The 22,160-nt window shown below is 38.6% G+C and carries 17 protein-coding genes; 9 read left to right on the top strand and 8 right to left on the bottom strand.

The annotated features are described in order from the left end of the window. The first annotated feature begins 112 nt into the window (after window positions 1–112). Window positions 113–2,836 carry a carboxypeptidase regulatory-like domain-containing protein gene (locus tag ACK8HY_RS08515; RefSeq protein ID WP_416133364.1) on the top strand — a complete coding sequence of 908 codons (2,724 nt, stop codon included), beginning with the start codon at window positions 113–115 and terminating at the stop codon, window positions 2,834–2,836. A 354-nt stretch (window positions 2,837–3,190) separates the two neighbouring features. On the opposite strand, the gene ACK8HY_RS08510 is transcribed toward ACK8HY_RS08515, so the two are convergent. Further along, window positions 3,191–3,781, bottom strand: a complete 591-nt coding sequence (locus tag ACK8HY_RS08510; protein WP_077432456.1) for a thymidine kinase — start codon at window positions 3,779–3,781, stop codon at window positions 3,191–3,193. Between the two features lie 230 nt (window positions 3,782–4,011). On the opposite strand from ACK8HY_RS08510, the gene ACK8HY_RS08505 reads away from it, so the two are divergent. Further along, entirely contained in the window at window positions 4,012–5,001 is a 990-nt protein-coding gene (locus tag ACK8HY_RS08505) for a hypothetical protein (protein ID WP_416133363.1), read from the top strand. A gap of 89 nt (window positions 5,002–5,090) precedes the next feature. Here ACK8HY_RS08505 and ACK8HY_RS08500 read toward each other — a convergent pair whose 3' ends face one another. Beyond that, a complete protein-coding gene (locus ACK8HY_RS08500; RefSeq protein WP_416133362.1) occupies window positions 5,091–5,717 on the bottom strand; it encodes a hypothetical protein in 627 nt (208 codons plus the stop codon). Window positions 5,718–5,816: 99 nt separating this feature from the next. Between ACK8HY_RS08500 and ACK8HY_RS08495 the strand changes: the two genes are divergently transcribed. Together ACK8HY_RS08495 and ACK8HY_RS08490 are read left to right on the top strand one after the other, a co-directional pair. Next, the gene (locus tag ACK8HY_RS08495) at window positions 5,817–6,122 is read left to right on the top strand and encodes a YbaB/EbfC family nucleoid-associated protein (protein WP_416133361.1); all 306 of its coding nucleotides are present in this window, start codon (window positions 5,817–5,819) and stop codon (window positions 6,120–6,122) included. A gap of 4 nt (window positions 6,123–6,126) precedes the next feature. Continuing rightward, on the top strand, window positions 6,127–6,816 hold the full coding sequence (locus ACK8HY_RS08490; protein WP_317041783.1) for a metal-dependent hydrolase: 690 nt from the start codon (window positions 6,127–6,129) through the stop codon (window positions 6,814–6,816). A gap of 82 nt (window positions 6,817–6,898) precedes the next feature. Here the strand turns inward: ACK8HY_RS08490 and ACK8HY_RS08485 are convergent, their stop codons facing one another. The 3 genes from ACK8HY_RS08485 to ACK8HY_RS08475 form a co-directional block, all read right to left on the bottom strand. Beyond that, entirely contained in the window at window positions 6,899–7,720 is an 822-nt protein-coding gene (locus ACK8HY_RS08485) for a UDP-2,3-diacylglucosamine diphosphatase (protein ID WP_077432460.1), read from the bottom strand. Between the two features lie 259 nt (window positions 7,721–7,979). Then, a complete protein-coding gene (locus ACK8HY_RS08480; protein ID WP_077432461.1) occupies window positions 7,980–8,843 on the bottom strand; it encodes an N-acetylglucosamine kinase in 864 nt (287 codons plus the stop codon). 241 nt (window positions 8,844–9,084) lie between these two features. Next, window positions 9,085–10,812, bottom strand: coding sequence for an MFS transporter (locus ACK8HY_RS08475; RefSeq protein ID WP_416133360.1), 1,728 nt, complete (start codon window positions 10,810–10,812; stop codon window positions 9,085–9,087). Window positions 10,813–11,107: 295 nt separating this feature from the next. Between ACK8HY_RS08475 and rho the strand changes: the two genes are divergently transcribed. Continuing rightward, window positions 11,108–12,607 carry a transcription termination factor Rho gene (gene rho, locus ACK8HY_RS08470; RefSeq protein ID WP_416133359.1) on the top strand — a complete coding sequence of 500 codons (1,500 nt, stop codon included), beginning with the start codon at window positions 11,108–11,110 and terminating at the stop codon, window positions 12,605–12,607. A gap of 174 nt (window positions 12,608–12,781) precedes the next feature. Further along, window positions 12,782–13,468, top strand: coding sequence for a CDP-diacylglycerol--serine O-phosphatidyltransferase (gene pssA / locus ACK8HY_RS08465; protein WP_416133358.1), 687 nt, complete (start codon window positions 12,782–12,784; stop codon window positions 13,466–13,468). Here pssA and ACK8HY_RS08460 read toward each other — a convergent pair. Both ACK8HY_RS08460 and folK read right to left on the bottom strand, forming a co-directional pair. Next, window positions 13,465–13,809, bottom strand: a complete 345-nt coding sequence (locus tag ACK8HY_RS08460) for an Hpt domain-containing protein (protein WP_077432465.1) — start codon at window positions 13,807–13,809, stop codon at window positions 13,465–13,467. The two genes, pssA and ACK8HY_RS08460, sit on opposite strands and share 4 nt — an antisense overlap. Further along, the gene (folK, locus tag ACK8HY_RS08455; protein ID WP_416133357.1) at window positions 13,790–14,293 is read right to left on the bottom strand and encodes a 2-amino-4-hydroxy-6-hydroxymethyldihydropteridine diphosphokinase; all 504 of its coding nucleotides are present in this window, start codon (window positions 14,291–14,293) and stop codon (window positions 13,790–13,792) included. Before folK ends, ACK8HY_RS08460 begins: the two co-directional genes overlap by 20 nt. Before the next feature lie 121 nt (window positions 14,294–14,414). On the opposite strand from folK, the gene sppA reads away from it, so the two are divergent. From sppA to ACK8HY_RS08440, 3 genes are all read left to right on the top strand, one after another. Next, window positions 14,415–16,181, top strand: a complete 1,767-nt coding sequence (sppA, locus tag ACK8HY_RS08450) for a signal peptide peptidase SppA (protein WP_416133356.1) — start codon at window positions 14,415–14,417, stop codon at window positions 16,179–16,181. A gap of 111 nt (window positions 16,182–16,292) precedes the next feature. Next, window positions 16,293–17,483 (top strand): phosphoglycerate kinase, encoded by a 1,191-nt coding sequence (locus tag ACK8HY_RS08445; protein WP_416133355.1) that lies wholly within the window; start codon window positions 16,293–16,295, stop codon window positions 17,481–17,483. 393 nt (window positions 17,484–17,876) lie between these two features. After that, window positions 17,877–18,719, top strand: coding sequence for an endonuclease/exonuclease/phosphatase family protein (locus tag ACK8HY_RS08440; protein ID WP_416133354.1), 843 nt, complete (start codon window positions 17,877–17,879; stop codon window positions 18,717–18,719). Here ACK8HY_RS08440 and ACK8HY_RS08435 read toward each other — a convergent pair. Further along, the gene (locus ACK8HY_RS08435; protein ID WP_416133353.1) at window positions 18,716–21,565 is read right to left on the bottom strand and encodes a hypothetical protein; all 2,850 of its coding nucleotides are present in this window, start codon (window positions 21,563–21,565) and stop codon (window positions 18,716–18,718) included. The two genes, ACK8HY_RS08440 and ACK8HY_RS08435, sit on opposite strands and share 4 nt — an antisense overlap. Between the last annotated feature and the right edge of the window lie 595 nt (window positions 21,566–22,160).

Below are 22,160 nucleotides of genomic sequence, written 5' to 3'. Positions count from 1 at the left end.
CCTGAGTGCGGTTACAAATGGTATAATAAATGTTAAAAATGCCGGAGTAGGATTGGTCTTTGCTTAAAATTGAATATATTTAGCTATTCTTTTTTTAATTCTAAGACTTTCAATGAAGCACATCAAACTATTGACTTTATCGATAGGGATTTTAGGAATCGGGTCAACCTATGGACAGACTGCACCTACATTGCCTATTAATACGATCGTAGAACGGGTTCAAAAATATTTTCAGGGTTACCCAACAGAAAAAGTACACTTGCACTTTGACAAACCTTATTATGCAGTAGGGGATACCTTATGGTTTTCTTCGTATTTATCACGTAATCTTCCAGAATACGAACCCAGCAAAATTGCCTATGTGGAGGTTTTGAATAGCCGTGACTCGCTGATCCAAACATTTAGAATCCCATTGGATAAAGGTGTTGGAAGTGGGCAGATGGTCCTCGATCCGCAATTCATGACGCAGGATAATTATCGTTTCAGGGCTTATACAAAATGGATGTCAAACTTTGATGCATCCTATTTTTTTAACAAAATAGTTCCGATAGGGGATGTGATCAATAAAAAATTGATCACAAATATCGAGTTTCAGAATAATCTCAATGGAAATAAGAGTCAGGCCGTCATACAATTCAGGGATCGCGCCGGCAAACCGATGATCAATTCAAAGATCAATTGGGAATTTGTCGCCGGATGGGAAACAGTAGACAAAGGGAAAGGTGAAACAGATGCGATGGGTAAGGTGACAATCAGCTTATCGGCAAAGGAAAGGGCTGATTTGGAGAAGGGGCAACTAAAGGTTAGTATTCAGGAAAGCAAAAATGAAAAACCTTTGTCCAGTTCCTTCCTGCTTAAAAATGCCCTTTGGGATGCTGACGTACAGTTTTTTCCCGAAGGCGGAGATTTAATCGCCGGATTTGCCAAGAAAGTCGCCTTTAAAGCTGTTGGATCTGATGGTAAGGGGTTGAAAGTGAAAGGCACAATTCTCGATTCAAAAGGTAAATCGGTTGCAGAATTTGAAGATCTGGGATTGGGTATGGGCTATTTCTCTTTATTGCCCTTAGCTGGAGAGAACTATCAGGCAGTCATAAAATTTAATAATGGACAGGAACGCAAGTATAAGCTTCCCGCGGTTGTTAACGACAAAGCAAACGTTGTATTTGTTAAGCAGGATGAAAAGAATATAGAATTTGCTGTGGTGACCAGCGAGGAGAGTTTTTCTAAAAACCCAGCACAATCTTACTATGTATTGGTTCAGTCCAATGGACATCTTTGTTTTGGCGCTCAGGTAAACTTAAAATCGTCATCTGCCCTGGTCAATATCCCAAAAGAACGTCTGCCAAACGGTATTGCCCAGGTTACCTTATTGACACCGGATGGCAAACCGGTGAGTGAACGCCTGGCATTTGTTCAGAGTGAAAAATTGCTCAATATTCAGGTTACAAGCGATAAGCAAAGTTATAAGGCGAAAGATCAGGTCAACCTGAAACTTTCGGTTGATAATAATGGACAGAAATATCCCGGCAGTTATTCCGTTTCGGTGATCGACGAATCTAAGGTTCCCTATAATGATCAGGCCGATCTCTCCATTGTGAGCAACTTTTTGTTGACTTCGGACCTGAAAGGAAATGTTGAAAATCCAAATACGTATTTTGATGAAAAAAATCCGGATAGAGATAAGGCGCTGGATGCATTATTGATGACACAGGGATACCGCCGTTTTGATTATCCGGCTTTAATAGCCGAAAAGTTGCCGCAGGTTAGTTTTCTTCCGGAACAAGGGATAGAATTGTCGGGAATTTTACGCATGAACACTGGTCGTCCTTATCCGAATGGTGGATTGTTATTGTCGGTACCTTCCCGGAATATCAAAAAAGATGTATATACTGATCAGAATGGTCGTTTCACATTCAAAGATCTTGTTTTTCCCGATTCATCGAAAGTGACGGTAAATGCTAGGTCAAATGACAATTACCGTAGTTTGGTGATCAATATGGATCAGAGTTATTATCCTGAAATCGATAAAAATAACGGTTATAAAAGCTATTTTGTTCCGAATATAGATCAAGCATTTGCTCCCTATCTGGATAATAGCCGTAAAGAATACAGAAAATCTATTTTATTGGATGAGGTAGAGGTGACGGCTGTACAGAAAAAGGTAATTACAAATAAGGATTTCCCTTCAATTTCGGGTTTATCTATGCCCGAACATCGTATTGAAGCGGATCGCTTGACAGGCTGTAATGTGTTGACGATGTGTCTGCAGACTGTCCTGACGGGTATTACCTATGATCCACAAACCTTGAAGTATTATGTTTCGCGTGATTACAATGCTGGAGGGCGTACTCCGGTTCAGTTTTTCTTAAACGGTATGGCCATTGACGAACCCGGCTTAAATAGTATCAATGTTGCGGATATTGAGGGAATAGAAATCTTTTTACGTGACGAGCTGGGAACAGTTTCAAGGATGTATCAAAACAACGGTGTTGTATCGATCTACACGAAGAAAGTTGAGGCCAAGAAACCCCGGATGGCGCTGAGTGAAATCGAGAAACTGTTGCCAAAGTCCAATGTCATCGATATGTTCCCTTTGGGGTATATTAAAGAGCGTAAATTTTATCTGCCAAAGTATGATACACCTGAGAGAAAATCTGCCAACGACCTGCGGACCACAATTTATTGGAACCCGAAAGTATTGGTAACTGAAACAGGAGAAGCAGCAATCCAATTTTACAATGCTGATGGAAATGGTAATTATAAAGTGATTGTGGAGGGAATGGACCAAACGGGAAATATAGGGCGTAAGGTGTTAAATTACCGCGTACAACCTTAAATGAAATAAACAAAAATGTAAAATAGAAATGCTGCTCTTTCTGAAAGGGCGGCATTTTTTTTAATAAAAAAACACCTCCTTGATGGGCAAGGAGGTGCAAACTAACCAATTATAAACCTAAATTATGAAAAGTATTTTGTCGCTTTTGAAAGCGTTTATCTTCTTATTTGTAAAGTATAATTCAAATCTTATGCCAAATTGATCCATCGTCGATTTGGCAGTTTTCTTTAACAAAAAATAACATCGACGGGATGGATGACCGATTATCAATAGTGCAGGTAATAGGCCCCTGGCGGATGCTCAGCAAAAGGTATGAACTGACTGGAATTGTCGTTATCGATTTCTGACCGGTGTTTAGACGCCCGGTTGATCTAGATGATAATAACATTGTCTACAACGCGGCTCATAGGCATCTTTTTCACCGAGAAGTACTGTCTGGGTATCTTCTGTCAGACGATAAGAATAATTTGCGGGAGCTCCGCATTGCATGCAGACCGCATGGACTTTGGTAACATGTTCAGCTACGGCCATTAAACTGGGAATAGGGCCAAAAGGCTGTCCCTTATAATCCATATCCAACCCAGCAATAACTACACGAATACCATTATTTGCCAATTTGACACATACTTCTGTCAATCCGTCATCAAAAAATTGCGCTTCATCTATTCCAACCACTTGGGTAGCCGAACTCAATAATAGTATAGCAGAGGAATTTTCGACTGGAGTAGAGGGGATACTATTGCTATCGTGAGAAACGACCAATTTGTCATCATATCGCTTATCTACGGAAGGCTTGAATATTTCAACATTTAGACGAGCATACTGAGCCCGTTTTAGTCTGCGTATCAATTCTTCGGTCTTGCCCGAGAACATTGACCCACAGATGACTTCAATACTTCCATACCGAGCTGGTCTCGATGTCAGATTATGTTCAGAAAAAAGCATTTGATTAAATTATTTTTTTCGGATAGTCGGCGAACAAGATATTAGTCAATTGACTTCCGATTATATTCTGTTTTAGACATCGCTAATATCGAAATTAAATATTAAATTTGGGTAGCAAAAAAGTGAACGTAAATTCAAATATTTATAAATCAAAGGATTGAGTTTTCCACTTTTAAGGCAATAAATATAGAGGTATTATAAACGATTAATAGGCGATTTCAAATAAAACTATGGGTACTAAAGAGGAAATTTTTAATAAGATAGGTGATTTACTACAGGATTTGAATGCACAATATTTGGTTTTATCAGAAAAAAGCGGTGTTGCTGAAATAGCTGAGCTTGTGAGTTTGGAAGCTAAAGCACAATCTGTTGCAGCTTATATTACTTTACTCAAAACAGATGCCGTGTTAACGGATAAGCAAGTTCAAAATCCGTTGAGAGACTCGGTGATGGATAGCAAAAAAATAGCCTTTAATGACTATTTTACCCCACCCTCTTCTTTGCGGACATCGAGTTCAGTTATTGTCGAACAAGAGCCCCTAGAGAAAGAGGTGGCGCGCAATGACGTGCCTATAAAAAATGAGCCAGTAAAGTCAGAAGAAGAGTATATTGCGTCGGCCAATATCGAAAGTGAAGAAAGCGATGACTTGCCAACAACTCCGTATTCATCAACAACAGTGAGCGAAAGCAGGCCTGCAACACATGAAAATGCTGTAGAACATATTGAAGAAAATCATTACAAAAGTGATGAACCCAAAATAGATCTTATCGACGAGGCACCAGTTATCGTTACATCGGTTGTCGAAGAACCGAAAGAGATCATTATTGAGGAAACCCAGGAAAGCTTCATCCAGGAAGAGATCAATACTGTTGTGGAGGAGACTCCATCCAGGCCACTGACCTTAAATGAGATTATTTCACAACAAAAACAGGCCGGGGTACAGAATCGGGTATACCAGGTCAATCAATCCGGAAGTTCGGATAAGTTGACAGATATTAAAACAGGGATAAGCCTGAATGATAAACTTTTATTTATCAAAGATTTGTTTAATGGCTATAGTTTAGCTTATAGTGAAGCTGTAGAGTTATTGAACAGATTTAGTACTTACGCAGAAGCTGATGCATTTTTGCAGACTAACTACGCGGTTAAGAACCGTTGGGCGGATAAACCTCATACCGTTGAAAAATTATATGAGGTATTACGCAGAAGATACAGCTAGTGTTATCGTTCACATCACAAAAAAAAAGCATCTTTAATCAATTAAAGATGCTTTTTTTATGCGATAGCCCCTAGGCCTATTATATGGTTTTACTTCAATTGAAATTGTAGCCATTCTTTGCCTTCGTGGCCATAAACAAAATATTTTGGCTGCAGGATCTCTGCTAAAGACTCCAATTCCGTTAGGTATTCGTAGCCTGGAATGCGGGCAAAATCAGGCTTTGTCATAATAAATAGCTGATCAAGTTCGATCGCCTTTGAATGCGCAATTGCAGAATCATTTAATAAAAGTGGAATACGGGTAAATACGCTTTCATTACTGTCAATGATAATGATCTTATCAGCTTCCTGAGCAATTGTGGTAGGGATCCCACCTGCGATTTTTATGGATTCCTGTAGATAAGCGGACTGGTTGATCTCCCGAGGATCAATTTGATTTAAAACCAATACCTTGGGTCTGTCAGCTGCTGTTATAAATTTAAGTTTGTGGATGAGGATACTGGTTTCATCTTCTACCTTTTCAATAAGCTCAGTTGTATGGGCATTGATATTTAGTTCTTCTCCAAGCATGCTTATATAGCCAGTTACATCTTCAATACTAACAATTTCTGATTGTATGGACATTAATTTGCTGTATGTTTCCGCGGAGACAGGGGTATTATTTAAATTCAGCTGTTCCAAAAAATGGGCAACTAATTTTTCTTGATTGCTTTGCATGCAGCAAAAATACAAAAAGGCTGGCATTAGCGAAAGTAAATTAGCAATGCCAGGTATGCTAAGATTTTTGTAAATTGGCATCAAATAAAAGTGATAGATATGTTTGACAAATTATTTCAAGCGCAGCAAAAAGCAGAGGAAATCAAAAAGAGGTTGGATACCATTTCGGTATCCGGTGAAGCTGAAGGCGGTTTGATCCGTGTGGTGGCGACTGCCAATAAGGAAATTAAAGAAATTACGATTGATCCTGTTTTTTTGGCTAATGCAGACAAAGAGGAACTCGAGGAGTTATTGGTCGTTGCTCTGAATAAGGCGATAAGCCAAGCGGAAAGTATTAGTCAAGCCGAAATGCAGGCTGCAAGCAAGGATATGTTAGGAGGTTTAGGCGGATTATTTAATCAATAGAAAAATGATGATAAAAGCGACTTATTACGGCCAGTCTTGTGTTGAGTTTGATTTTGATGGAACCAAGGTTTTGTTAGATCCATTCGTAACCTATAATCCATTGGCAAAGGAAATTGACGTAAACGCAATTAAACCAGATTATATCTTTCTGAGCCATGGACATCAAGATCACGTCGCCGATATGGCTACTATCCAAAAGAATAGTAACGCTACGGTATTAGCTATTGTCGAAACAGCTGCCTGGGTAAGGAGACAAGGCGTACCAGAAGACAAAGTTGTTGAGTTCAATCTCGGTGGTACGGTACAGCTTCCTTTTGGTTCTGTAAAGATGGTTTACGCCGCTCATACCAATAGTACGCCTGATGGTCAATATGGTGGATTCCCCGTTGGATTTGTCTTTAACGTAAAGGGTAAGAAGATCTATTTCGCTGGCGATACAGCGTTGACAATGGAGATGAAATTGCTGGCTGATTTAAAATTGGATTGGGCCTTTCTTCCTATCGGTGGATACTATACAATGGATGTGGATGATGCGCTCAGGGCAGCAGAATTCATCAATTGCGCTCGTGTGGTCGGAATTCACTATGATTCATTTCCGCCAATTCAGATCGACAAACAAAAGGCACTGGACAAATTCCAGAACGAAGATATTTCATTGTCACTTCCAAAAGTAGGAGAGACAATAGTATTGTAATAAATCAAAGCCGGGCTAGCCCGGCTTTTGATCACTATAATTTCTGTCAAGATATATTCTATTTTTTACTGCGCTTTTTCTTCTACGATGATATGACGATCTTCTTTAAATCCTCCAGGCTGAAAAGAGGGGTGTCGATGATCTTATTTTTAAGAATTTGCTCCTTATTTTCCTCAAAATAAAAGAGCTTCCACTCGCCGTTTTTGTATTCCAGGCTGCTTAGATTCTCGATCCAATCCCCAGAATTCATGTAGGTGCATGTGCCCTTGCGGGTAATGACTTCCTTTATCTGAGGTTGATGAATGTGGCCACAGATAACAAAATCGTAATTTTTCTCAATAGCCAATTCCGTTGCAGTATGCTCGAAGTCGGATATATATTTAACGGCTTTTTTAACCGAATTTTTTATTTTTTTTGAGAGGGAGTATTTCTCCTTTCCCATTTTATCCAGACAATAATTCATCACATTATTAAGCTGTATCAACTTATCGTAACCCCACCCCCCGAGCTTTGCAAGCCATTTGGAGTGATGGATGGATGCGTCGAAAACATCACCATGAAAAATCCATACCTTTTGATTATTCAGTGAAAGAAGCAGTTTGTTGCTCAGTTTGATATTCCCTAATTTGAGATCAGTAAACTTGCGCAACATTTCATCGTGATTTCCCGTAATATAATGGACTTCAGTACCTGTTGAGCTCATATCGATAATCTTCTTGATAACCTTTAAATGATCTTGTGGAAAATAGCTTTTTTTAAATTGCCAGATATCTACAATATCGCCGTTGAGGATCAATATCTTCGGAGCTACCGATTCCAGGTAAAGTAAAAGCTCTTTGGCTCTACTTCCGTATGTACCTAAGTGTATGTCTGAGAGTACAAGTATATCAAGGCTTCTTTTCATCGGAATAAACTATAAATATTCTTTTTACAAAAAAAAGGTAATTTTATTTTGTACTGATGAAATTCCTGTTATTAAATTATTAAAATATGCTGTAAAATGGTATAAATAAGTTTATTAGAATTTAATATTGGGCTATTTTAACCGTATAAGAGAAGGGTGTTTTTCAACGATCGAAAAAAAGATTTATTGCCAGTACATAAAAAAAGGCGCATCATAAAATGCACCTTTTTCTTAGTATGTTAAAGATTATTTTACTTTTCTATTTAGCAGTTGCTGCCGCTCTGTCGATGTGGAACTGTACCAAATCATCAATAGGGGAACGCAAAATCTTACCTACTTTCATTCCATATTGTTCTGCTTTTTCAGCCAAAACATTTCTGAAATTGTAACCTACAGATCCAATACAATTGAAGGTGTAGCTTTGGTAATTAGGGTATTTGCTCACTAAATTTCTAAAGAAAGCTTCAAATGCTTCGTCGACAATATTACGTGTATATTCGATGTTTACATTATTGTCATATACGAATTTACTGAAACTTGCACAAAAACGATTCGGCATAGGTTTGGTGTAAACCGCATCCATGATTTCATCTTTCGTCATTTTATACGTATTCCAAAACACTTCTTTTACATCTTTAGGCATTAAATTACGTACATAGTCTGCAAGTAATTTTTTACCGATGTAACTACCCGATCCTTCATCGCCTAAAATGTAAGCTCCGGAGTCAATATTTAATGTGATTTCTTTGCCATCATAGAGACAAGAGTTTGTTCCAGTACCCAAAATTGCTGCAAAGCCAGCTTCGGATCCTAGTAATGCCCTTGCTGCGGCAAGCAGATCATGGCCTACTTCTACTTTCGCTGTAGTAAATACGTGTTTGAGTGCATCCACTACAATCTGAGCTTTTTCTTTATTATGGACCCCTGCACCATAATAATTTACTTCCGCAATTTTTTCAAAAGGTAAATCCTGCGGTAATCCTTTTTTTAGGGAGTTTACAATGTATTCACTGTCAACAAAATAAGGGTTGTATCCTTCTGTGTTGAAGTAGATCTTTTTATTTGAATCGTCTAACAAACACCAGTTTGTTTTTGTTGATCCCCCGTCAGCAATGATTATCATTATTGAGTAGTTTTAATTGTGTTTATCGTTATAAAATGAGCAATCAATTCATTAATCAATTCCCCGAAAATACATTTTTTAATTTTAAATATCATAATTTATCCGCGTATTTTTGAAAAAATAAATTTTATGAATTTGCCCATGATATAAAAAAACTGGCTTAACGGTATTGTTAAGCCAGTTTTTGGGTGTTGTAATAAAATTGTTTAAATAGTGTACTATTTACAATTAGTTGATGTCTTTAGTGTGCTCCTTCAGCCTCGATTTCATCGATGTTGATTCCTTGTTTGGTTAAGATTCCCTTGACAAACACAGCAAAGAAAACAATATAACAGAATCCGATTAAAGGTAAAATGTAGGAGTTATGTATTCCAATGATATCTGCTAATTTTCCCTGGATAGGAGGAAGGATACCACCACCAAGAATCATCATGACCAGGAATGCTGAACCCTGTGCTGTATATTTTCCAAGGCCAACGATTGATAAACTGAAAATCGATGACCACATAATTGAACAGGCCAAACCACCTGATAAGAATGCGTAAATAGCGATTGTACCAGACGAGAAAAGTCCGATTAGCATGGCAATAATTCCAAATAAACCGAAAATAATCAATGTGCGCGCTGGTTTTTCCTTACTTAGATAGAAGGCTACAATCTGTAAAATAATACAGATGACATAATAATACAGATGCGACATTTCGAAGCCGGCAAGTGTATTCACGCCGATAATGATCGAGAAAGCAATTAAAGGGACAATAACCAACAGCCCATTTTTAGTCGACTTGCTCAGGTTGAATGCTGTAATGGCACCTGCCCATCGGCCGATCATCATACTTCCCCAGTACATGGATACGTATGGAGTGATCTGAGAAGACTGCAAGTGGCCAAATTCTTTTAAAGTCAGGAGTTCACCTAGGTTACTACCGATAGCGACTTCGATACCTACATAAATAAATAATGCAAGCATTCCCAAAGCCAGTTGCGGATATTTCATTGCTCCCCAGCCTTCCGGATTCTTTTTAGCGCTTCTGTTGGAGAAAAGTAAACCGCCGATAACAACAATTAATGCACCTGCCAACCACATCATACGTTGTGTTTCCAATGGTTTAGCAACTTCTTTAATATGTGCTTTTAATTGATCAATCTGCACTTGATCGGTCAAGCTCGAAACCTGTTGGTGTAATTGTTCGATATGCAGTGCAAGGTCACTTTTGTAACTTAAGAATACTGGTGTGAACATACCAAATAGCAAAACCGTCATGATGATCAAGGTACGTAATGCTTTATTGGCTTTTTCCATTGGCTCGTTGCTAATTCCAGCTGGAACTTTTTTGCTGAAGTTGAAAAGGGCTGCTGCCAAAAGAAACAATAAACCAACGCCAACATATAGGTATACTACTTTATTTAGAGGTAAATTGGCGATTTCAGAATCTGAGATAGGCTCAAATGTTCCAAACAGAGAAAAACCAATCACCAATGGACCAATTGTTGTTCCGAATGAGTTGATGCCGCCACCAAGGTTAACACGGGAAGCTCCCGTCTTGGGATCACCTAATAAAACAGCAAAGGGATTAGCTGCTGTTTGCTGTAAGGAGAATCCCAAAGCAACTACAAATAGACCCAACAACATGCCAATATATAAATTTACCTCAACCGCTACAATCATCGCTGCTGCCCCTAAAGCAGAAAACAGGAGACCATAGACAATACTTTTTTTGTAACCCCATTTACCGACCAGATCTTTACCGCCAATTGAACTAAAGATAAATAGGAGCAATGCACCGATATAGTATGCCGTATAAAAGGCAAAGTCAATAAGCTGCGATTGAAATTGATCCAGGTGAAAATAATTCTTACAGAATGGGATAAATACACTATTTCCCGCTGCAATGAATCCCCAAAAGAAAAACACAATAATCAATGTGTAGAGTGCGGGGTAATTGGTTTTAGTTTGTTGCTGTTCCATATAAGGGATCTAAAAACTTAAATTTTGAAAGGTACGAACTTATGAAAAAAAATATAAAATTCAATCTAAAAATGTTGTTAAATCGTTTTACTAGCTACAATAGTAAATATTTTTTTTGAAATATTTTGAAATAACAAAATTTGTTTTTTTCTTTGTCTAGGTTCTCAAGATTTAATCCACTTCGGGTTTAAAAGAAATCATAAAGTTCTTCATTCACTTAAACAAGGAAACAAGCTTAGGTGTGTAATCAGAATAAAGCTCAAAAGAAAATCCAAAAATCATACACAACACATTAATGGATATTAACGAATTAAACGCTAAACTCGTATCAGAATTGCGCGAGATTGCTAAGTTGATCGGTATCGCGGATGCTGATAAATTGCGTAAGCAAGAATTAATAGAAAGAATTAGCAATACCGGTGGGGAAGAAGAAGCAGCTCCGGCTTCTGTAGAAAAAGTTGCTAAAGTGGAGGAGGATAGTCAGGAACAGGGTGAACGTACCCGTAAGCGCGTAAGAACAGTGAAGACGGCTGAGCCTGTGACGGTAAGAAAACGTGAAGCTGCTGAAAGCGAAGAAAGCATTCCTGCGGCAGAAAATACGCCAACAACAGATAAAGGTTCCCAACCTGAAAAAACATCTCAAACTCCTAAAGCTGAAACTACTTCTTCCAGTACAGATTTCGATAATGTTATCGTTAATGAAGGTGTATTAGAAATTATGCCAGATGGTTATGGTTTCTTGCGTTCATCAGATTATAATTATTTGACCTCTCCAGATGATATTTACGTATCACAATCTCAGATCAAATTATTTGGTTTGAAAACAGGAGATACGGTTCGTGGTTGTATCCGCCCACCAAAAGAAGGTGAAAAATATTTTCCATTGGTTAGGGTAGAAGCTATCAACGGACAGAACCCTGCAGAAGTGCGTGACCGTGTTCCTTTTGACTACTTGACGCCATTATTTCCCGATGAGCGCTTAAATTTAGATATGGGTATGGGTAATTACTCGACTCGTATCATGGATTTGTTTACACCTATCGGTAAAGGACAACGCGGATTGATCGTTGCGCAACCAAAGACCGGTAAGACAAATTTACTGAAGGAAGTTGCTAACGCGATCGCAAAGAATCATCCTGAAGTTTACCTTATCATCTTATTGATTGATGAGCGTCCTGAGGAGGTAACAGATATGGCTAGAAGCGTACGTGCAGAAGTTGTTTCATCTACATTTGATGAGCCTGCTGATCGTCATGTAAAGATCGCTAATATCGTACTGGAGAAAGCTAAGCGTATGGTAGAGTGTGGTCATGATGTGGTTATCCTATTAGATTCAATCACGCGTTTGGCACGTGCTTACAATACTGTTGCGCCGGCTTCTGGTAAAATCTTATCAGGTGGTGTGGATGCCAACGCCCTACATAAACCAAAACGTTTCTTCGGTGCGGCTAGAAATATCGAAAACGGTGGTTCATTGACAATCCTTGCAACAGCTTTAACAGATACAGGTTCTAAAATGGATGAGGTGATCTTTGAAGAATTTAAAGGAACAGGTAATATGGAATTGCAGTTGGATCGTAAATTGGCGAACAAACGTATCTTCCCTGCTATTGACATTACTGCGTCTAGTACACGCCGCGATGATCTATTGACAGATAAAGAAACATTGCAACGTATTTGGGTGCTTCGCAATCACTTGTCAGATATGAATTCTACGGAAGCAATGGAATTCCTGCAAGGACAAATGCGTGGTACTAAATCAAATGAAGAATTTTTGATCAGTATGAATGGGTAATCCCATCAAATTTTAATATTTTAGCCATCATTTTACTAAAATGATGGCTTTTTTGTGTTCGATAAGTTGGGTATAGCTCAACTTCGAAATATTCATATTGATGCGATATTAAACTGCTAACTTAAACATTGGAGCCAGGTTAAAAATTGCAATACGTATATAAATAGATTATTGATGAAAAAACATATTCCAAATCTGCTGACCTGCCTAAATCTTTTTAGTGGTTGTATTGCTGTACTGATGGCGTTGAATGGCGACATAAAAGCTGTTACGATATGTGTACTAGCTTCTGGAATATTTGATTTTTTTGATGGTATGGTCGCAAGACTGCTTCATGTAAAATCATCTATCGGTAAGGAATTGGATTCACTGGCGGATATGGTCAGTTTTGGATTTTTACCAGGTGTCATTATGTTTACGTTGTTACAAAAGGCATTTCCTGGTGGTTCCTTGCTGCCTTATATCGGGTTTATTGTTACCGTGTTTTCGGCCTTACGTTTGGCTAAATTTAATTTGGACGAACGACAAACCTCAGATTTTATTGGACTCAATACGCCAATGAATACCTTTTATGTGCTTTCATTGCCCTATATCGCTGATAGGTATCCCGAACTTATTATAAATCCAATCTTTTTGATTTGTAGCGCACTCTTGACCAGCTACCTGTTGATTAGTGAGATTCGGCTGTTTTCGATGAAATTCAGTTCAATGGACTGGGCGACAAATAAATATCGCTTTATCTTTCTGTTTTTAACCCTAATCTTATTTATAATCGGGCAATTTATGGCTTTGCCAGTGATTCTACTTTTGTATTTTATACTGTCGGCATTGCATTTCAATAAAAAAAACGATCTGGTTTAGATCGTTTTTTCGTATTGTTCGAGTTCAAATAATAATTCCTTCATTTCAATGTTCAGCACCTGAAAAGCTGCCCTGAGCCCCTCTAGCGATTCCTGATTTTTGGCATTCATTTCCAATTCTTCAAATTTGGCTTTTAAATGAAATGCCCCGATATAGTCCATCGTAGGTTTGATGTGATGGGCAGCATCTGCAATTTTTTGATGATCTCCAACATTTAGGGCATTTTGCAATTTATCTAAGTCAACCGGGGTCTGTATAAGATACATGGATACAAACTGTTTGATCAAGTCTGTATTGTCAAACATATTTTGGCTGATCAGGTCAATGTCGATATGATTCATCGTTGCTAATTTTCTTTACGGGTAATTCGTCCTTGCAATTATACAATAAAGATACGTTATTTTTTTTGTAAACAGGGTGTATGTATGTTGGGGCTATCTCTGCTAAGGGCTCCATGGTAAAACGTCTTTCTGAGATAAAGGGGTGTGGTATAGTTAGATTTGGATCGTTGATAATTTCGTCGTTGAAATAGAGTAAATCAATGTCTATGGCCCTTTCTCCCCATTTTTTTAGCCGTATTCTACCCAGATCCAATTCAATCTGTTGGGTAAGATTCAAGCATTCACATGCAGATAAAGGCGAGCTTATTAGGATAACCTGGTTAAGAAATGCTGGTTGGTCTTCAACTCCCCAAGCTGCCGTTTCATAAATTGAGGATTCCTGCAAGATGATTCCGACCTGTTGTTCAAGTTTTTTTCTTGCCTTAGCGAGCTGTTGCAGACGTTCTCCTAGATTGGTTCCCAATAATATAAAAATCTTATTCATATTGCTAAATTACGTCTTTATGAAATAAAATACTGGAGGAATAAAAAATATTGCATTACCTTTAGTGTAAAATAAATCATTCCATTTGCAAGCCTGTATGGTTTGGAATTAATTGTAAAATATGAAATCATTTTTTAAGTATGTATTGGCTACGATCACAGGGATTGTGATATCTTTTGTGATTCTGTTTATTGTTTTTATGGGAATTATCGGAGCGCTTATCAGTTCGGCTTCCTCCGATCAGGAGGTAGTTGTCAAAAGTAATTCGGTGTTATTCCTCTCCTTTGACTATGATATCAATGAACGGAATGACAATAATCCTTTTGGGAGCTTAAATCTGCCCGGTTATTCTACAAAGAGCATCGGGTTGGATGATATTCTGGGGAGAATAAGGTATGCGGCCTCTGACGGTAATATTAAGGGAATTTATATAGATGCGGGCAGCATCGGTACTGGTTTTGCAAGTCTGAAAGCTGTACGGGATGAACTGTTGGCATTTAAAAAAACAGGGAAATTTGTCGTTGCCTACAATGCGGGATACAATCAAAAAGCATATTATGTCGCGAGTATTGCGGATAAGGTGTATGTCAATCCACAGGGAACCATTGATTTTAGAGGACTTGCGAGTTCAACCATGTTTTACAAGGATCTATTGGATAAAGTTGGCGTTGAAATGCAGATTGTGAAGGTGGGGACGTTTAAAAGCGCTGTGGAGCCTTATTTCCTAAATAAGATGAGTGATCCAAACCGCTTGCAGGTAACTTCTTATTTGGGTAGTATATATGACACTTTCATTAATGAAATATCCGCGAGCCGGAATATTCCTGCGGATTCTTTGCGTGGTATAGCCAATGGTTATCTGGTGCGGAATGCGGATGATGCGGTGCGGTATAAACTTGCTGATGCGAAGATATATAAGGATGAATTGCTTTCTGATCTCAGAAAGAGATTGAAAATAGGTGTTAAGGATGAAATATCCTTTGTCTCCCTATTGGACTATAATAAGAAGGTAAAAGAAGATGCGAGTGGATCTGAAGTAGCGGTTCTTTATGCTGTCGGCGAGATCGTGGATGGTGAGGGGACACGCCCGGGTGAGATCGGAGGTGATAAGTTTTCAAGGGAGCTCAGAAAGTTGCGGGAGGATGATGCTGTAAAGGCAGTCGTGCTGCGTGTGAACTCTCCTGGAGGCTCGGCGCTTGCATCAGATGTGATCTGGCGAGAGGTCATTTTAACCAAGAAAGTTAAACCTGTTATGGTTTCGATGGGAGATGTTGCCGCGTCGGGGGGATATTATATTGCTGCTGCCGCAGACTCTATATTTGCGGAGCCAACGACAATTACGGGATCAATCGGTGTATTTGGTGTAATACCGAATTTTCAGAATCTAATGAACAATAAAATCGGTGTTCACTATGATGGTGTGAAAACTGGGAAATTTGCGGATCTGATGACGACTTTTGATCGCCCTTTGACAGCAGAAGAAAGAGATATTATCCAGCGAGAAGTGGATAAAGTATACGCTACATTTACAAAAGTTGTGTCTGAGGGCAGAAAGATGCCGGTAGCGAATGTTGATAGCATTGGTCAAGGCCGTGTCTGGACAGGTACACAGGGCGTAAGCAATAAGTTGGTGGATCGTTTGGGTAATCTTGATGCCGCTATTCAGGCTGCGGCTAAAAAAGCAAACCTAAATAAGTATAAAGTTGCTCAATATCCAGCAAAGGAAGACCCATTCACTTCGATATTGAACAATTCGAAGGAAAAAGTTCAGGCTTGGGTGGCCAAAGAACAAATGGGAGAATACTATCGTTATTTCGAGGTAATAAGGCAGGCGACAGCACAGAGTGGGGTACAGGCTAGGTTACCTTATGCTGTTGAAATCCATTAATGATAATTTAATCCGATAAAAAGGCATTTATTTGATGAAAATAAATGCCTTTTTTCTATATTTAGCTGTTCGTTTGGCAAACGACAGATCCTAAAACATTAAAGTTACATAATGAAAACAGTAGACGATTTAAATTTTGCAGGTAAAAAAGCCTTGGTTCGCGTAGATTTCAACGTTCCTTTGGATGAGAATTTCAATATTACGGATGATAATCGTATTCAGGGAGCTGCTCCGACAATAAAGAAAATTTTGAATGACGGCGGAAGTGTGATATTGATGTCCCATTTAGGAAGACCAAAAGATGGTCCTACTGATAAGTATTCATTAAAACATATTGTTTCTCACCTTGCTGATGTATTAGGTGCGGAAGTTCAATTTGCCAATGATTGTATTGGAAATGAAGCTGTGGAGAAAGCTGCGGCATTGCAGGCTGGCCAAGTATTATTACTTGAGAACCTACGTTTTTATCAAGAGGAGGAAAAAGGGGATGTGGGATTTGCTGAAAAGCTTTCAAAATTAGGTGATGTCTATGTGAATGATGCTTTTGGTACTGCACATAGGGCCCATGCATCAACGGCGATTATCGCGCAGTTCTTCCCAACGGCTAAATATAGCGGTTATTTAATGGCTGCTGAGGTTGGAAATGCAGAGAAAGTTTTGAATAACCCCGTTAGGCCGTTTACAGCGATTATGGGTGGAGCAAAAGTTTCTGATAAAATCCAGTTGATCGAGGCTTTATTGGATAAAGTAGATAACTTGTTGATCGGTGGGGGCATGGCCTACACTTTCATTAAAGCAAGGGGTGGCGAAATTGGTCAGTCATTAGTCGAGATGGATAAACTGGACTTGGCAAATGAATTGGTGAAAAAAGCGAAAGAAAAAGGTGTCAATTTGGTTATCCCTACAGATGCTCAAATTGCTGATGCATTTTCTAACGATGCTAATGTGTATGACGGTCCAAATGATCAGATACCTGCGGATCTCCAAGGCTTGGATATCGGTAAGGAGTCTGCTGCGAATTTTGCGACTATTATCAAGGATTCAAAAACAGTTCTTTGGAATGGCCCTATGGGAGTTTTTGAGTTTGATACCTTTGCAAAAGGTACGAAAGCTGTGGCTGATGCTGTGGTAGAGGCGACCAAAAATGGTGCATTTTCCTTAATAGGAGGTGGGGACTCAGCTGCTGCGGTAAGTAAATTTGGTATGACCGAAGATGTGAGTTACGTGAGTACTGGTGGTGGCGCGTTATTGGAATATATGGAAGGTAAAGTTCTTCCCGGTGTAAAAGCGCTTGAAGACTAAGTATTTAAAATAACATAGGAAGGGGATAACGTTGAGTTATCCCTTTTTTTTGCAGGTGTTTTTAATCGGCTTGCATAATTTCATTAGAAGCTTACTAAGCTCAGTTTATTGATTGGCCGGAACCTTTTGTCACTCCTCATTGTATAGGGGGGGAGCGAATGAGGGGGATGTGTTCCTTATAAATAAATACATTGGGAATAGTTTTTTATTGGTGGAATGTGTAGTTTAACGGTGTGTCAATGCTTTATAAAAAGAGGACTTTGGCTGTCAAGGAGCAGTTTTCTCTGCTAATGTCAGATTTAAATCAATTATCTGTTAAATAACTGTACAGCCTTGGCGAGTATTTACGGTATTTCTTAAATTTATCCTAAGATGATTATATAGGTTTTATTGATGGATGCGAATTACAAAAAAGATAGCGATAGTTCAGGTTTTTTTTCGGTATTGACCTATAATGTAGCGGGGTTGCCGGGGTTTATTTCTTCTGCGATTACGGGTAGAAGCAGGAGTATAGCTGAAATAGGTAAAAAGATCAATCCTTTTGATATCGTGAATGTTCAGGAGGATTTCAATTATAACAATAGCCTTTATTTTGGTGGTAACCAACATCCTTATCGCACTAAGCCCAAGGGACGGGTGCCTTTTGGGGACGGCTTAAATACCTTATCCCGTTTTCCGATGTCGGATGTTGTGCGCGTTCCCTGGAAAAGACGTACCGGAGCCGATTTTTTAACACCAAAAGGTTTTACTTTGGTTAAAGTAGAAATAGTTGCCGGCATATGGTTGGATGTCTATAATGTACATGCGAATGCGCAGAACAATAGACGCGCCTCAAGTGCTAGAAGGGATAATCTTAACCAGTTGCGTGATTATATCGGTGAGCATTCCAGCGAAAATGCACTGATTGTCATGGGGGACTTTAATGCGCATTATAGTTTCGGTGATGATAATCTTCATGATTTTATGGTGTCAACCACATTGGTAGATAGCTGGGTTGAACTCCAGAACGGTGGGCTTGTGCCCGAAGCGAAGCATGTATTTAAGCCGCCGCATATGTTATCTATTGGCAATCAGCATGAGTCAATAGATAAAATCCTCTACCGTAGCAATAGTCGCCTAAGTTTGGCTGCGCGTGATTATAATATAGAAAATAACCTATTTACCAATGTCAGGGGCCTGCCGCTGTCGGATCATTATGCCTTAGCAGCTAATTTTAATTGGGCTATCCATCCTTAATAAGTATAATTTAGACTTACTGTCGGAACGATACGCTGTGTTGCCGTGTGATCGTTGATATATGTTCCTTTTACAACAAACTCAAAATCGGGGAGCGGATATCTGAAGGCATTGAAATCAAATGAAAGGTATGTTCCAAAACTCTTTGGAGCAGCTTCTTTATGTTTGTGAATATTCTGATAATCTGCAAATAGACCGCCTTTTATCCGTTTTATATAAGCTAATGACCCTACTCCCAAATCAGGATAGGCAATAGGAAATCTATAGTTGATCAGCAATGTGTTTTTTACTTTCTCATATTTATAGTAACTGAATCCACTGACCAGCGGAATGTCGTTGATGTATTCATAGATACCTGTTCCGGCCTGAGCGCTTAAGCGGATCTGAAATCCATGGTTATTTGCGAATCCCGGAAAATAGAACAATGTTCGTGCAGATAGAATTTCCCCTTTGGCCTTATTTTCAAAAGGAGTATGTCTATAGGTTATGCTAAAATTCTGTCCCCATCTCGGGTATTGATCCATCTTTGCCATACGGGCATTTCGGTTGAAATAAAGTTGGTAGGTCAATGGAAATGCAGTCTCATAATTGAAGTTTCGGAGGTCATTGCGACTCAGGTTGTAGCGTTTCAGATAGGCTGTTGCAAAATTGAATCCCACGGAATAGTTGTAATCAAGCTTATAAAAAGACAATGGAATGGAAATCTGCGAGGATACGTAATGTTCCCGCCAATCGAATCGAATGCTGCTGTCGGGTCTGTTGGGGAATGTTGCTGCTGCGATCTGACCTCTGTTTTCATAACGTAATGAGAATTTTGGAAAATATTTATTATACGTTAGCTCGGCTGAATAAATTCCTTTCCTGATATCTGTATCATACTCGTAACCAAGGGCAATCTGGGTGGTGTTTAAGATGTTATTTGAAAGCCAGAAGATACCAGGTTTGAAATTGTCGAAACTTTCAAAGTTACTACTGCTTAGTGAAAGGCTGTGGAAGTTAAATGTCCGTTCCAGCCCTTTGTAAGGTGTGATGCTGTACTGCTGGCTGGAGTCCGGTGCTATGGCGGCAATATTGAATATGCTGTCTTTTTGTAATGTATTGGCATAATAATGAGAAAAATAATCCGTCTCCGGCTTGATATCAAAGACTGTGTCCAAATTTGTCTCACTGATTTTATAACCATTATACTGGTAGTTGTTAAAAAGTAGTCGCTCTGTCGTTTTATCATAAAAAGGGTTAAAAGCACCGAATTGGGCTTTCGTAAGCAGCTGTTTTGTTCCTGATTGACGGTTTATCTTATAAATGTTATCGATACCATTGAAGTTTGCTTTTACAAGGATATCCATACCTGAAAGGTATTGAGGTCGTTCGTATTGCTGGTTTCCCCATGAGGTCAGGTTAGTGATTTCGTCATTTTTGAGGTCAATTTCACAGAGCGCTGTTCCCATTTCTGATAGCCGGATTGCAATTACTTTGTCGCCTTCGGTATTAAATGCCGGGTGCTGAAGCTGCTCGGATCCCGCTACTTTTATCCGTTTGATCACAGAGCCGTTTTTAAGGCTTATGAGCGTAAGATAGCTCGTGTTGGATAAATCTACTTCGATACAGGCAATGGATTCGTCTACGGGGCTAAATACGGGTGAATAATATCTGGACTGCTTCGTAAGGCCTTTAATTTTTCCTGTTTTCAGGTTCATTAAATTGATGATGCTATAAGTTCTCTTGTTATATCGAGGATCTTTTCGGAGCTCATCCCATACAATATATTCGCTGTTGATATCGAAATGTGGTGTCAACTGGATGCCAGTTTTTAAAAGTTGTGATTCCGTTTTTTTGTCGTTGTCGTATGTATATATTGCATTTGTTTTTTCTGGGTTTTCCTTAATAAAATAAATCAAATTACCGCTCGATTTTGGCAATAGATTACTGTTGTAATAGCGGTTGTTTTGAGCAGAAATTTCGACGTAATTTTGAGCTAAGTAATCTGCTGTTTTTTCTTTCCATATGGTATCCAATTTTGCGATTGCTTTATGGAACAAATCGTTACTATTTCCCCCAATTTTTTTCTTCAGTACACGGTTGATATTATAAGGATAGAGCGGACGTTTATTGAGTTCGGAAAATAAATCCGCTTCATAGTTTGAGGGTAGTTCAGCCTTTAATGTCGATGTCATGAGATAGCCGATGGTGTAGTAACTGGGGACAATATCTTTAAAGGATCCAAGCAGGTATTTATTGAAACTGTATTTCTGTTGAGACAGGAAATTGGCTTTTATCGGCATTTCAAAAGAAGGTAATCGGCCTCTTCCTCCATTGGAATAAATGGTTTCAGTCAATGTCGCATCACCCTCAAAAAACCAGGAGGGAACTGTTAGCCCGTAGTAAGCTAATGCTAATTGTTCGAAAAAAGGAGCATGTAATTTTCCTGTCAATTTGTCAAACTGGTTTACATGTCTTGACTCATGGAGGATCAGGTTTGGTAGCCATGTCTGGTTGTCGGGTTCGGCTCCAGCAGTACTATAGAGTTCAGATTTTCGAGGGGACAATTGGACAAAACCGTTAGTCTGTAGATTCGTGTTGTGTATAATGAAAGGAATTTGTCGGGGTGTTATTTTATAATTTCTACTGGTTGTACGCAATGAATTGTAGACCTGATTTGCTAGGGTAGGAGCTGCGCCCTTCATCTCTTCGGGAAAAATAAGTTTAAAATTTGGGGTCTCAATTTTGAACCATTTTTGGCTGAGCGGGGCTTGGCTATCTTCAAAAAATTGCGCGAAAATTTTTTCTGAATGTATTGTTAATATTAATGATAGTAATATATTGATAAATATGCTTTTATATTTCATTATTAAGGTGTATTTGTAGTTTGCTATTTTTTTTAGCTAAATATCTTGTTATTATATAAACTATATGTTTTTGTTTTTATGTGTAATTTATTGATTTTTATGTTTTTATTGAATTTATGTTTTTGCTTTTTTTGCTGTATAATAACGGTTAAAAATCAACTTTGATGCTCTTCTTTTCTGCTTTAAATTCATTTTTCAGTTAGCGAAAAGTATGTGACGAATATACTTAAATATTCATCCATAAGATAGTTGGGACTAAAAAATATTTCGATATTTTTTGCGGGTATAAATTTTACGAATATGGCTGGACGAAGATGTTGTGCCCAGAGCGCAGAACTTTTAGATCATTCTTGTTTTGTGTTTGAATGTATAGAAATGAATTTTGGACTGAGGCGCTTTTCACTTGGATGAATCTGCTCTTTTCTCAGGCCAAATTCCGAGCTGCTTCCTGGGATGTTTGTAGGTGACAAAATGTCTTATTCTGATGGAGGTTAAATTGTTTTGTCTGTTGGCGGAGGTCAGATATCAGCACCGTTTTGATATCTTTTTATTATTTATTTTTTTATTCAGAATTTACTTTAAAAAAGCGATTTTT

This window comes from Sphingobacterium sp. NGMCC 1.201703 (assembly GCF_047784615.1).
Taxonomy (GTDB): domain Bacteria; phylum Bacteroidota; class Bacteroidia; order Sphingobacteriales; family Sphingobacteriaceae; genus Sphingobacterium.
This window is presented reverse-complemented; position numbering and strand designations above follow the sequence as displayed.